We start from the raw sequence: 13,402 nt of genomic DNA, 5'->3' as shown, positions 1-13,402 counted from the left end.
CCGGCCGCGCCCGCGCAGGCCGCGCAAGCCTTGCCGGACAATCCCTTCGACCCGCTGGCCGACGACATCCGCGCCTTGCGCGCGCAGCTCGCCGGCGGCGGCGAGGGCGCCATCGACATGTATGGCGTGGCCGATCCGCTGGCCGCCGATCTGGCCCAGCTGCGCGGCGCGCGGGGCGGCACGGCGGCGGCCCAGGCTGGCACTGGCCGCCTGGCGACGCTGCCGTTCGGCGCCGACAAATGGGGCCACGACATCATCAAGAAAACCATCAAGGGCGGCGAGACCTCGATCGTGGTCGGCCTGGTGGCGGCCCTGCTGGCGGTCAGCCTGGGCACCTTGTTCGGCGCCTTGTCCGGCTACTTCGGCGGCGTGGTGGACGACTTGTTCAACTGGTTCTACAGCATCTTCACCGCCATTCCCTCGGTGCTGATGATACTGGCCGTGGCCGCCGTGCTGCAGCAGAAGGGCGTGGCGACCATCGTGCTGATCCTCGGCCTGACCGGCTGGACCGGCCCATACCGCCTGATCCGCGCCGAGTACATCAAGCACAAGGCGCGCGAATACGTGCTGGCCGCCGACGCCATCGGCGCCTCGCACTGGCGCCGGATGTTCGTCCACATCTTCCCCAACGTCAGCCACGTCGCGCTGGTGCAGATGTCGATCCTGGTGGTCGGCTTCATCAAGGCCGAGGTCATCCTCAGCTTCCTCGGCTTCGGCGTGCCGGTCGGCGTGGTCTCGTGGGGCAGCATGCTCAACGAGGCGCAGAACGAGCTGATCCTCGGCTGCTGGTGGCAGCTGACCGCCGCCGCCGTCGCCATGGCGCTGCTGGTGACGGCTTTCTCGCTGTTCACCGACGCCCTGCGCGACGCCCTCGACCCCAAGGTGGAATGATGGACGATACCCCTTTGCTGGACATCGCCAACCTGCGCATCGCCTTCCGCGTCGACCGCCACACGACCGTGGAGGCGGTCAAGGGCGTGTCGTTCCAGGTGCCGCGCAACGCCACCGTCGCGCTGGTGGGCGAATCGGGCAGCGGCAAGTCGGTCAGCTCGCTGGCCGTGATGGGCCTGCTGCCGGCGGACGCCACGGTCATCGACCCGGCCAGCCGCATCCGCTTCGACGGCCGCGACCTGCTGGCGCTGTCCGCCGCCGAGCGCCGCGCCCTGTGCGGCAAGGACATCGCGATGATCTTCCAGGAACCGATGTCGTCGCTGAACCCGGTCTTCACGGTGGGCGCGCAGATCGTCGAAGTGCTGCGGCTGCACATGGGCATGGGCGCGGCCCAGGCCCGCCGCCGCGCGCTGGAGCTGCTGGACGAAGTCGGCATTCCCGATCCCGCCGCCAGGATCGACGCCTACCCGAGCCAGATGTCCGGCGGCCAGCAACAGCGGGTGATGATCGCCATGGCCATCGCCTGCGAGTCCAAGCTGCTGATCGCCGACGAGCCGACCACCGCGCTGGACGTCACGATCCAGAAACAGATCATGGAACTGATCGCGCGCCTGCAAAAGCGGCACGCGATGGCGGTGCTGTTCATCACCCACGACCTGGGGCTGGTGGCCGAGATCGCCGACCACGTGATCGTCATGCGCCACGGCGAAGTGCGCGAAGCCGGCCCCGCGCAGCAGGTGCTCGGCCAGCCGCGCGACGGCTACACCAAGGCGCTGCTGCACTGCCGGCCGTCGCTGGACGCGCGGCCCTGGCACCTGCCGGTGATCGCCGATTACCTGGGCGAGATCGAGCACCAGCGTTTTGCCGGCGGCGACATCGCCGAAGGGCAGGGCGTGACGCCGCTGCATCCGCTGGAACGCCGGCGCGGCTATGGGCCGGACGACCAGCCGGTGCTGGTGGTGAACAAGCTGAGCAAGAGCTTCCACCTGCGCGAAGGCTGGTTCGGCAAGCGCGAATTCCAGGCCGTGAAGGACGTGTCGTTCACGCTGGCGCGCGGCAAGACACTGGGCGTGGTGGGGGAGTCCGGCTCGGGCAAGACCACCGTCGGCCTGACCTTGCTGCGGCTGCACCAGGCCAGCGGCGGCAGCGCCATGTTCGACGGCCGCGACCTGCTGGCGATGACCCCGCGCGAATTCCAGGCCTACAAGCGCCGCATCCAGATCATCTTCCAGAACCCTTACGCCTCGCTGAACCCGCGCTTCACGGTGGGCCAGATCCTGCTGGAGCCGATGCGCATCCACCGCATCGGCGCCGACGACCGCGAGCGCACCGCCATCGCGCATGGGCTGCTGGAGAAGGTCGGCCTGCCGGCCACGGCCTTCCAGCGCTATCCGCACGAGTTCTCCGGCGGCCAGCGGCAGCGCATCGCCATCGCCCGCTGCCTGACGATGAAGCCGGAGATCCTGGTGTGCGACGAGTCGGTGTCCGCGCTGGACGTGTCGGTGCAGGCCCAGGTGCTGAACCTGTTGCAGGACCTGCAGGACGAGTTCGGTCTGTCCTACATCTTCATCTCGCACGACCTGTCGGTGGTGAAATACATCGCCGACCAGGTGATGGTGATGCACCGCGGCGAGGTGGTCGAGCTGGCCGATTCGGACCAGCTGTACCGCAACCCCGCCCACCCCTACACGCGCGCGCTGCTGGCGGCCATACCGCGGCACGGTTAAGCGTTTTTTAAGATAAGATATCCGCATGGCGAACTTAATCCTTTTATTGCAAGAATATGGCGTACTGATCGTGTTCGCCGTGGTGCTGGTCGAGCAGATCGGCTTGCCGATTCCGGCATTTCCGCTGCTGATCGTGGCCGGCGCCCTGACGGTCAACGGCGACAGCAACTGGCTGGCCGTGTTGTCGGTGAGCGTGGTCGCCTGCCTGATCAGCGATTATTTCTGGTTCCGCGCCGGCCGCTACTACGGCAAGCGCATCCTGCGCCTGCTGTGCAAGATTTCGCTGTCGCCCGACTACTGCGTCAGCCAGACCGAGGACAACTTCAACCGCTGGGGCCCGAAGGCGCTGGTCGTGGCCAAGTTCATCCCCGGATTCAACACCATCGCGCCGCCGCTGGCGGGCGCCCTGGGCACCACCAACGCCACCTTCCTGGGTTTCAGCGTCGCCGGCGGCATCGTCTGGAGCGGCACCGGCATCGCCCTGGGCGCCGGCTTCCACACCCAGATCGACCAGGTGCTGGACGTGCTGAGCACCATGGGCACCACCGCGCTGATCGTGCTGGGCGTGTTGTTGCTGTTGTTCGTCGTCTTTAAATATGTCGAGCGCAAGCGCTTCCGCCAGTCGGTGGAAATCGAACGCATCACCGTCGACGACCTGAAGAAACTGCAGGAGCAGGGCAAGCATCCGATACTGATCGACGCCCGCAGCGCAACCGCGCAAATGCTGGAACCGGCCGTGCCGGGCGCGCTGCTGTTCAACGGCGGCGAGCCCAGCCCTGAACTGATCGCGCTGGACAAGAACCACCACATCATCGTCTACTGCAGCTGCCCGAACGACGTCACCGCCGCCCACGTGGCGAAGGAGCTGATCAGCCACGGCTACACCCGCGCCCAGCCGCTGCATGGCGGCCTGGACGCCTGGAACGCCGCCTTCGGCCGGCCCCGCGAAGTGGACGAGGGCAACACAGCCTCCGTCTGACCCCGCCACACCGCCCGCCTGGGCGGTTTTTTTTGCCCGTGAATGGGAGCGCTCCCATGGCACGCGGATGCCCGGAAAACCGTAGTCATACTACGCAGAAAATATTCCGTATTGTAATTTCTTGTGGCAAAGCTGCCGCATGTGTACTAAAACTACAAACTTCACTTGCTTAGGATAGTGAAAATACCTTAAGCTTAGGCCTCAACTATTTTCGATCTATCATGACAGCTCAGTCCCTCCAAACGCCTCCCTCCCTGACCACTGCTTTCGCAAGTGGCCCGCGTCTGCTGGCGGACATCGGCGGCACCAACGCGCGCTTTGCGCTGGAAACCGCCCCGGGCAAGATTGAGGCGATCGAAGTACTGGCTTGCGCCGCGTACCCGACCTTGGCCGCCGCCCTGGTCGCCTACCTGGCCTCGCCGACCGTCACCCAGGCCGGCGTCACCGGCATCCGGAATGGCGCGATCGCTATCGCCAATCCGGTCACCGGCGACATGGTGCGCATGACCAACCACCACTGGGAATTCTCGATCGAAGCACTGCGCCGCGAAGTCAATTTCGACACGCTGGTCGTGGTCAACGACTTCACCGCGCTGGCCAGCTCGCTGCCGCAGCTGTCGGCCATCCAGAAGCACCAGGTGGGCGGCGGCACGGCCATCGCCGGCACGCCGCTGGGCCTGATCGGCGCCGGCACCGGCCTCGGCGTTTCCGGCCTGATCCCGGGCAAGGACGGCTGGACCGCGCTGCTGAGCGAGGGTGGCCACGTGACCTTCTCGCCGGCCACCCCGACCGAAGTGGCCATCCTGCAATATGCATGGAAGGAATTCGAACACGTTTCCGCCGAGCGTCTGATGTCCGGCGCCGGCATCGAGCTGATCTACCGCGCGCTGGCCGACCATACCGACATGCCGGCCGAAAAGCTGAGCGCCGCCGAGATCTCGCGCCGCGCGCTGGCCGGCGAATGCACGCTGTGCGACGAAGTCATCGAGGCGTTCTGCTGCATGCTGGGCACCATCGCCGGCAACATCGCCGTCACACTGGGCGCGCAGGGCGGCATTTATATTGGCGGCGGCATCGTCCCGCGCCTGGGCGAGCGTTTCGACCGCTCCGGCTTCCGCGCCCGCTTCGAATCCAAGGGCCGCTTCAACAAATATCTGTCCGCCGTGCCGACCTGGGTGATCACGGCGGAATACCCGGCGTTTGTAGGTGTTTCGGCAATCTTGTCGGAAAGACTTGCTGCTGCGTAAGGCAAGTTACATTTCGATGACGTCGAAATGCGCTTTTTGTCGTTTTATCAGGTACAATTCGGCTTGTTGGATGAAACGTCTCTGCTCGGTCATGCCCGAAAGCCACGCTCCCCGAGGTCGTTTCACGTAAAAGGTGAGGGCCTCGGCCATTGCCGGCATGTCCCTCTCTCCCGCCTGGCGCACATCGGCCCGGGCGTCGGAAAAACAGCTTCAGCGAGTATTCCAGCTGTCAGCGCCATGGGTGCTGGCCATTGCCTCACTGAATGTGATTGAATTCTTTCTTGCATAAAAATGCAACCACAAGATTGCTATGGATACAGCTGAGGCTAAAAGAGTCCTCGAAACCGCTTTGCTATGCGCTCGTGAGCCATTGTCGATCCACAGTCTGAAGAAGCTGTTTGTCGAAGTGGACGATCAAGACCGGCCGCGCGGTCCCGGAGTCGGTTCCGATACGATCAAGGAATTGCTCGAAGAATTAAGGCTGGACTGGGCTGGCAAGGGCGTCGAAGTGATCAGCCTGTCGACCGGCTGGCGCTTCCAGAGCCGCCCCGAGATGAAGTTGTATCTCGACCGCCTGAATCCGGAAAAACCGCCCAGGTATTCGCGGGCGACGCTGGAAACGCTGGCGATCATCGCCTACCGGCAGCCGGTCACCCGGGGCGATATTGAAGAAATACGCGGCGTAGCCGTCAATTCGCAGACGATCAAGATGCTGGAAGACCGTGGCTGGGTGGACGCCATCGGTTACCGCGACGTCGTCGGCCGCCCGGCTTTGCTGGGCACGACCAAGCAGTTTTTGGATGATTTGGGTTTGAATTCGCTGTCCCAGCTGCCTCCTTTGCAGCAAATCAGCGACTCGCAGGGCGGCGGACCGGACATGGAAGCGCTGGAAGCGGCCCTGCAGGAGAACTTTGACAAAGCGGCGCAGCAAGCCGCGCAACACCCAGATGGTACGGAGAGCGAGTTGCCAGCGGCCGAAGCAGAAGCCGCGACTAGCCCGGAAGCCGGCCAGGAAGCACAAACACAATCCGCGCCCGATGTAACGGTTGACGCTGAGCACAACCAAGAAACGAACAATGAACAATCCTAATTCCCCAGAGACAGTCAACGACGTAGCGCCGGCCGAAGCGGCCGCCAAGCCTAAACGCCGTACCAAGGCCCAGATCGAGGCCGATACCGCGGCAGCGGCAGCAGGCGACGCGACGGTCGCCGCCAAGCCGAAGCGCAAGACCAAGGCTGATGCCGAAGTCGCCGCCGCCGATGCGCCGGCCCCGGTGAAAAAGCCGCGCGCCAAGCCGGCCGCCAAGTCCGCCGATGCCGCCGAAGCCGCGCCGCAAGCCGCCGCACCAGCGCCGGCCGAAGCGCCAGTCAAGGCGCCACGCGCCAAGAAGCCAGCCGCTGCTATTGAAGCCGCGCCGGCAGAGCAGGCAGCGCCAGCCGCAGCCCCGGCAGTCGAAGCGCAAGCCGCTCCTGCCGAAGGCGAACGCGCAGCGCGCGGCCCGCGCGGTCCGCGTGGCCCACGCCAGATGCGTGAGCAGCGCGCCGTGCGCGAGGCAATGATGCCGCGTACCGAGCCGGTCGCAGCGGTCGAGGGCGAAGCCGCCCCGGCGGTGGAAGGCGCGGCGCCAGCCGAAGGCGGCAAGCCACGCCACGAGCGCGGCCCGCGTCCGGACGGCCAGCGCAACGGCAAGAACGGCAAAGGCAAGAACGGCAAGCCGCAGCGCGGCGGCCAGAACGCCGGCGGCGCCAAGCTCAACGATGCGGATGCCGCATTCTCCTATGTCACCTCGGACGCCTTCGACAGCGACGAGCCGGCCAAGGGCCGCCACGCCGCGCCGAAAGTGGTGCGCCGCGACTTGACCTCGGACGACGACGCGCCCAAGCTGCACAAGGTCCTGGCCGAAGCCGGCCTGGGCTCGCGCCGCGACATGGAAGACCTGATCGTTGCCGGCCGCGTGTCGGTCAACGGCGAGCCGGCCCACATCGGCCAGCGCATCCTGCCGACCGACGCCGTGCGCCTGAACGGCAAGCTGATCCAGCGCCGCGTCAGCAAGAAGCCGCCGCGCGTGCTGGTGTACCACAAGCCTGCCGGCGAGATCGTCTCGATGGACGATCCGGAAGGCCGCCCATCGGTGTTCGACCGCCTGCCGACCATGAAGGCCGGCAAATGGCTGGCCGTCGGCCGCCTGGACTTCAACACCGAAGGCCTGCTGCTGTTCACCACCTCGGGTGACCTGGCCAACCGCCTGATGCACCCGCGCTACCACATCGACCGCGAGTACGCCGTGCGTACGCTGGGCGTGCTGGAAGAAGGCATGCGCCAGAAGCTGCTGGCCGGCGTCGAGCTGGAAGACGGCCTGGCGCAGTTCTCCAAGATCGCCGACGGCGGCGGCGAGGGCATCAATAAGTGGTACCGCGTGATCATTGGCGAAGGCCGCAACCGCGAAGTGCGCCGCATGTTCGAAGCGATTGGCCTGACCGTGTCGCGCCTGATCCGTACCCGCTACGGCGCGATGACCTTGCCAAGCAGTCTGAAGCGTGGTCGCTGGGAAGAGCTGGAAGAAAATACCGTGCGCGACATGCTGAGCGCCTACGGTGTCGAGAAGAAGGGCGGCGACGCGCCTGCGCCGCGCGGTAAGGGTCCGCAGCAGCAAGCTAAGCCGGCCCAGAACAAGGGGCCGGAAAAGCGTCCGCAGCGCGGCCGTGGCGCCGAGCGCGATGACCGCGACTTCGACGATGACGACGAGGACGATCACGACGAACCGAACTTCAACCGCGCCGACGTCAGCAATGACAACGTGATGCCGTTCGCCAAAGCCCCGCGCGGCAATGGCCGTGGCCAGGGGGGCTTCGGTGGCGGCCAGGGCCGTCCAGGCGGCAATGGCCAGGGGCGTCCGGGCGGCGCCCAGGGCGGTGGCCGTCCAGGCGGCAACGGCCAGGGCCGTGCGGCCGGTGGCGCGCAGACTTCGGGCCGTCCAGGTGGCCGTCCGCAAGGCATCGGCGGTTACGCCGGCGGCCGTCCGCTGGGCGAAGGCCCGGCGCGTCCGCAAGGCCAGGGGCCGCGTCCGCAAGGACAGGGCCGCGGCCAGGGTGGACAAGGCCAGGGTGGCGGCCAATCGGCCAAAGGCCCGAGCCGTGGTCCGCGCCAGCCGGATCCGCTGCAGACCACTTTTGGTTTTGGCAACGCCAGCGCGCCGCGCCGCAACCAGCCGCCGCGCGGCGGCGCCATCGACCATGGCATGCCGCGCCGCCGCAAGGGGTGATTGCGTGCTTGACCCCGCTGTCATAGAGCGGGGTTAGGCAGCGCATCGCCCCTGTTTGCGCGGCTTGTGGCCTTTTATGAACTGTTGTAAGCCTGCTTTTCCGCGTCATGCGGCATTGCAGCGCAGTTCATATAAGGTTATAATAACCAGCCTAGTAAAAGTTCTTCACGGGGTAGTCCCCTGAGAATGCTTTCATCTGGCTAGGTATTACAAGAAGATGGGCAGATGCCCATTTTTTTTTTGGTGAACCGTTTTGAACGGCCTGTTTTTTAATAAGTGGAAACAGGCCTTGATCTGGAGAATTTCTTGCAGCTGCCGGAATTAATTGAAAAGACCGTTACCGGTCTGGGCTATGAGCTGGTTGATGTCGAACGGGCCGAGCGCGGACTGCTGCGCGTCTTTATCGATTTCAGCGCAGCCGACGCCGAGGAAAAAGGCCCGATTACCGTAGAGGATTGCGCTACGGTCAGCCACCAGTTGTCGCACGTGCTGACGGTCGAGAACGTGAATTACGAGCGTCTCGAAATCTCGTCGCCAGGGCTGGATCGCCCGGTGCGCAAGCTGGAAGATTTCGTGCGTTTTGCCGGTTGCGAAGCAATCGTCAAACTGCGCACCGCAATGCCGGGTACGAACAACCGGAAGTCGTTCCAGGGCGTTCTGCAAGAACCCCAGGGCGACAATTTGTCGTTGGAATTTGAAAGCAATGATGGTCCGGCGCTGTTGGAGTTTACGCTCGCCGATGTGGATAAGGCACGCTTGGTGCCACAGGTGGATTTTAAGGGACGCAAAGCATGAGTCGCGAAGTTTTGTTATTGGTAGACGCGCTGGCGCGTGAAAAGAACGTCGATAAAGATGTGGTTTTCGGCGCGCTGGAATTCGCGTTGGCGCAAGCCACGAAGAAACGCTATGAAGGTGAAGTGGATATTCGCGTTTCGATCGACCGCGAGTCGGGTGAGTTCGAATCCTTCCGCCGCTGGCACGTCGTGCCCGACGAGGCTGGCCTGCAACTGCCGGACCAGGAAATCCTGCACTTCGAAGCCAAGGAACAGATTCCAGACATCGAAGTGGACGACCACATCGAAGAGCCTATCGAATCCGTCGAATTCGGCCGCCGCTTTGCGCAAGACACCAAACAGGTCGTCCTGCAGCGCGTGCGTGACGCCGAGCGCGAACAGATCCTGGTGGACTTCCTGGAACGCGGCGACTCGCTGGTCACCGGCACCATCAAGCGCATGGAACGCGGCGACGCGATCGTCGAGTCGGGCAAGATCGAAGCCCGCCTGCCACGCGACCAGATGATCCCGAAGGAAAACCTGCGTATCGGCGACCGCGTCCGCGCCTTCATCCTGCGCATCGACCGCAACATGCGCGGCCCGCAAGTGATCCTGTCGCGCACCGCGCCAGAGTTCATCATGAAGCTGTTCGAACTGGAAGTGCCGGAAATCGAGCAAGGCATGCTGGAAATTAAATCGGCGGCGCGCGACGCCGGCGTCCGCGCCAAGATCGCCGTCTACACGGCCGACAAGCGCATCGACCCGATCGGCACCTGCGTCGGCATGCGCGGTTCGCGCGTGCAGGCCGTGACCGGCGAACTGGGCGGCGAACGCGTCGACATCGTGCTGTGGTCCGAAGATCCGGCGCAGTTCGTCATCGGCGCGCTGGCTCCGGCCAACGTCTCGTCGATCATGGTTGACGAAGAGAAGCACGCGATGGATGTCGTCGTTGACGAAGAGAACCTGGCGATCGCCATCGGCCGCTCCGGCCAGAACGTGCGCCTCGCTTCCGACCTGACCGGCTGGAAGATCAACATCATGACGGCCGAGGAATCGGCCGACAAGGCAGCCCAGGAAACCGCGGCGGTGCGCGCACTGTTCATGGAAAAACTGGACGTCGACCAGGAAGTCGCCGACATCCTGGTGGAAGAGGGCTTTGCCAGCCTGGAAGAAATCGCTTACGTGCCGATCTCCGAAATGCTGGAAATCGAATCGTTCGACGAAGATACCGTCAACGAACTGCGCACCCGCGCCCGTGACGCCCTGGTCACCGAAGCGATCGCTTCGGAAGAAGGCCTGGAAGGCATGGACGAGGCGCTGGTCGGTCTGGAAGGCATGGACCGCATCACCGCCGGCAAGCTGGGCCTGGCTGGTATCAAGACTGTAGAAGCATTTGCTGCACTGGCCTACGACGAATTTGGCGCCATCCTGGCCCTGTCCGCCGACCGTGCACGAGAACTGATTAAGAGTGAATTTGAAGATGTGACCGACGATGAGATGAAGTTGGTTGACTCAAAGTACGACGATCGTGCCAAAGGCTTGCAAGCCAAGGCATGGAGTCTTGCCGAATCCGCAAAGGCTTAATTTGAGTATCTTTATCATCTCCGCGACACATAGAAAAGAGGACTGAATGGCGAGTAACAACGTAGCCCAATTTGCCACCGAACTGAAGATGCCTGCAGATTTGCTGCTGACGCAGCTGCGTTCTGCCGGCGTCGAAAAAAGTTCGACGTCAGATCCATTGTCGAAAGATGATAAGGATAAGCTGCTTGATCACTTGCGCCGTACCCACGGCGCATCGGCTGATACCGAGAAGAAGAAGATCACGCTGACGCGCAAAGAAACCACTGAAATCAAGCAGGCCGACGCCAATGGCAAGGCCCGCACGATTCAGGTCGCTGTGAAGAAGGTGCGCACCTTCGTCCAGCGCGACGAGCCGGTCGTTGCCGCGCCGGTGGCGCCTGCCGCCCCGGTGGTCGACGCCGCCGAGGTCGCACGCCGTGAAGAAGAAGCACGCAAGCAAGCCGAACTGATCGCACGTCAGGAAGCGGAACTGCGCGAGAAGCAGGAACGCCTGGCCAAGCTGGAATCGGAGAAGGAAGCGCAGGCCAAAGCCACCGCCGCCGCCGAAGCCGCCGCCGCCAAGGAAGCCGACGCCGAAGCGAAGAAAGCCGCCGCCAAGGCCGCTGCCGCCGCGACCGCCAGCGCAGCCGGCGCCGCGCCAGCCGCGACCGACGCCGCTGCCGAAGAGAAGAAAAAAGCCGCCGCCGAAGAAGCCAAGAAGAAGGCTGCCGCCGCCGCCAAGGAAGCCGCCGACAAAGCGGCCGCCACCGAGCTGGCACGCAAGGCCGTGGCTGATGAAGTCGCCCAGATCAAGGCCATGATGAACGCGCCACGCCGCGCCATCAAAGCCCCTGAACCAGCGCCCGCGCCGGTCAAGGCCAAGGTTGCCGAAGGCACGCTGCACAAGCCAGCCACCGGCGCCGCCGCCAAACCGGGCGACAAGCCTGGCGACAAGAAGCCGGTCAGCGCGGACAAGAAGTCGATCAAGTCGGCCAATGTCTCGTCGACCTGGCAGGACGACGCCAAGAAACGCGGCGCCCCTGGCGGCGCTGCCAACAAGGGCCGTGGCGGCAACACCGGTTCGACCGGCGGCCGCGATGGCTGGCGCAGTGGTGGCAAGGGCGGCCGTCGTGGCGGCCATGCCGACGACCGCGAAACCAATTTCCAGGCGCCGACCGAAGCCGTCGTCAAAGACGTCTACGTGCCGGAGACCATCACCGTTGCCGAACTGGCGCACAAGATGTCCGTCAAGGCATCCGAGGTCATCAAGCAGCTGATGAAGCTGGGCCAGATGTGCACCATCAACCAGGTGCTGGACCAGGAAACGGCCATGATTCTGGTCGAGGAAATGGGCCACAAGGCCTTCGCCGCCGAGATGGACGATCCGGAAGCGCTGCTGGCCGACCAGGGTGAGCACGCTCACTTTGAATCGGTGCCGCGCGCACCGGTGGTCACCGTCATGGGTCACGTCGACCACGGCAAGACCTCGCTGCTGGATTACATCCGCCGCGCCAAAGTGGCGTCGGGCGAAGCCGGCGGCATTACCCAGCACATCGGTGCGTACCACGTGGACACCCCGCGCGGCATGATCACCTTCCTCGATACGCCGGGTCACGAAGCCTTTACGGCCATGCGTGCCCGCGGTGCGAAAGCAACCGACATCGTCATCCTGGTGGTGGCAGCCGACGACGGCGTGATGCCGCAAACGAAGGAAGCGATCGCCCACGCGAAAGCGGCCGGCGTGCCTCTGGTTGTCGCGATCAACAAGATCGACAAACCGGGCGGCAACGTGGACCGCGTCACGCAGGAACTGGTGGCGGAACAAGTGGTGCCGGAAGAATACGGTGGCGAATCGCCATTCGTGCCGGTATCGGCCAAGACCGGCCAGGGCATCGACGCCCTGCTGGAACAGGTGCTGCTGCAAGCCGAAGTGCTGGAACTGAAAGCCCCGATCGACGCGCCTGCGCGCGGTCTGGTGGTCGAAGGCCGTCTGGACAAGGGCAAGGGCCCGGTCGCGACCGTGCTGGTGCAGTCCGGTACGCTGAAGCGCGGCGACGTGATCCTGGCTGGTTCGTCCTTCGGCCGCGTTCGCGCGATGCTGGACGAAAACGGCAAGCCGATCAACGAAGCCGGTCCATCGATCCCGGTCGAAATCCAGGGCCTGACCGAAGTGCCGCAAGCCGGCGAGGAAGTCATGGTCATGGCGGACGAGCGTAAAGCCCGCGAGATCGGCCTGTTCCGTCAAGGTAAGTTCCGCGACGTGAAGCTGGCCAAGCAGCAAGCCGCGAAGCTGGAAAACATGTTCGACCAGATGGCCGAAGGCGAAGTGAAGAACCTGCCGCTGATCATCAAGACCGACGTGCAGGGTTCGCAGGAAGCGCTGGTTGGCTCGCTGCAGAAACTGTCGACCTCCGAAGTGCGCGTACAGGTTGTGCACGCAGCGGTGGGCGGCATCACCGAGTCCGACGTCAACCTGGCGGTGGCCTCGAAAGCGGTCATCATCGGCTTCAACGCCCGTGCCGATGCACAGGCGCGCAAGCTGGCCGAGTCGAACGGCGTGGACATCCGCTACTACAACATCATTTACGATGCGATCGACGAGATCAAATCGGCGTTGTCGGGCATGCTGGCACCGGAGAAGCGCGAAACCGTTATCGGTCAGGTCGAGATTCGCCAGGTCATCCTGGTCTCGAAAGTCGGCGCGGTCGCCGGTTGCCTGGTCACCGATGGCGTGGTCAAGCGTTCGTCCTCGGTACGCCTGCTGCGCAACAACATCGTGGTGTGGACCGGCGAGATCGACTCGCTCAAACGCTTCAAGGACGACGCCAAGGAAGTACGCGCCGGCCTGGAGTGCGGCCTGTCGCTGAAGAACTACAACGACATCCAGGTGGGCGACTCCCTGGAAGTGTTCGAAGTTCAGGAAATCGCTCGTACGCTGTAATCAGTTGCGATTAGAGTA

10 protein-coding genes are annotated in these 13,402 nt (G+C 64.2%); 9 read left to right on the top strand and 1 reads right to left on the bottom strand.

Annotated elements, in window-relative coordinates:
- The 4 genes from GTP90_RS26000 to GTP90_RS25985 all read left to right on the top strand — a co-directional run.
- Positions 1 to 891 (top strand): ABC transporter permease (locus tag GTP90_RS26000; protein WP_161086226.1); only part of this gene is annotated, 891 nt, incomplete at its 5' end.
- On the top strand, positions 891 to 2,618 hold the full coding sequence (locus tag GTP90_RS25995) for an ABC transporter ATP-binding protein (protein ID WP_161086225.1): 1,728 nt from the start codon (positions 891 to 893) through the stop codon (positions 2,616 to 2,618). The genes GTP90_RS26000 and GTP90_RS25995, both read left to right, overlap by 1 nt.
- Positions 2,619 to 2,643: 25 nt before the next feature.
- On the top strand, positions 2,644 to 3,597 hold the full coding sequence (locus GTP90_RS25990; RefSeq protein ID WP_161086224.1) for a VTT domain-containing protein: 954 nt from the start codon (positions 2,644 to 2,646) through the stop codon (positions 3,595 to 3,597).
- Positions 3,598 to 3,818: 221 nt separating this feature from the next.
- A complete protein-coding gene (locus GTP90_RS25985) occupies positions 3,819 to 4,844 on the top strand; it encodes a glucokinase (protein ID WP_161086223.1) in 1,026 nt (341 codons plus the stop codon).
- Positions 4,845 to 4,850: 6 nt separating this feature from the next.
- Here GTP90_RS25985 and GTP90_RS25980 read toward each other — a convergent pair whose 3' ends face one another.
- Positions 4,851 to 5,003: a hypothetical protein gene (locus GTP90_RS25980; RefSeq protein ID WP_158568768.1), complete on the bottom strand. Its 153-nt coding sequence runs from the start codon at positions 5,001 to 5,003 to the stop codon at positions 4,851 to 4,853.
- Between the two features lie 151 nt (positions 5,004 to 5,154).
- Between GTP90_RS25980 and scpB the strand changes: the two genes are divergently transcribed.
- The 5 genes from scpB to infB all read left to right on the top strand — a co-directional run bounded on the left by scpB (position 5,155) and on the right by infB (position 13,384).
- Positions 5,155 to 5,934, top strand: coding sequence for an SMC-Scp complex subunit ScpB (gene scpB, locus GTP90_RS25975; RefSeq protein WP_161086222.1), 780 nt, complete (start codon positions 5,155 to 5,157; stop codon positions 5,932 to 5,934).
- A complete protein-coding gene (locus GTP90_RS25970; RefSeq protein ID WP_161086221.1) occupies positions 5,921 to 8,107 on the top strand; it encodes a pseudouridine synthase in 2,187 nt (728 codons plus the stop codon). Before scpB ends, GTP90_RS25970 begins: the two co-directional genes overlap by 14 nt.
- Positions 8,108 to 8,413: 306 nt before the next feature.
- Positions 8,414 to 8,902, top strand: a complete 489-nt coding sequence (rimP, locus tag GTP90_RS25965) for a ribosome maturation factor RimP (protein WP_117013340.1) — start codon at positions 8,414 to 8,416, stop codon at positions 8,900 to 8,902.
- Positions 8,899 to 10,464, top strand: a complete 1,566-nt coding sequence (gene nusA / locus GTP90_RS25960) for a transcription termination factor NusA (RefSeq protein WP_117013206.1) — start codon at positions 8,899 to 8,901, stop codon at positions 10,462 to 10,464. Before rimP ends, nusA begins: the two co-directional genes overlap by 4 nt.
- A gap of 46 nt (positions 10,465 to 10,510) precedes the next feature.
- Complete coding sequence (gene infB, locus GTP90_RS25955) at positions 10,511 to 13,384, top strand: translation initiation factor IF-2 (protein WP_161086220.1); 2,874 nt, start codon at positions 10,511 to 10,513, stop codon at positions 13,382 to 13,384.
- The last annotated feature ends 18 nt before the right edge of the window (positions 13,385 to 13,402 follow it).

The organism is Duganella vulcania, assembly GCF_009857655.1.
Taxonomy (GTDB): Bacteria; Pseudomonadota; Gammaproteobacteria; order Burkholderiales; family Burkholderiaceae_D; genus Rugamonas; species Rugamonas vulcania.
Note: the sequence above shows the minus strand (reverse complement) of the source record. Positions and strands in the feature narration are given on the sequence as shown.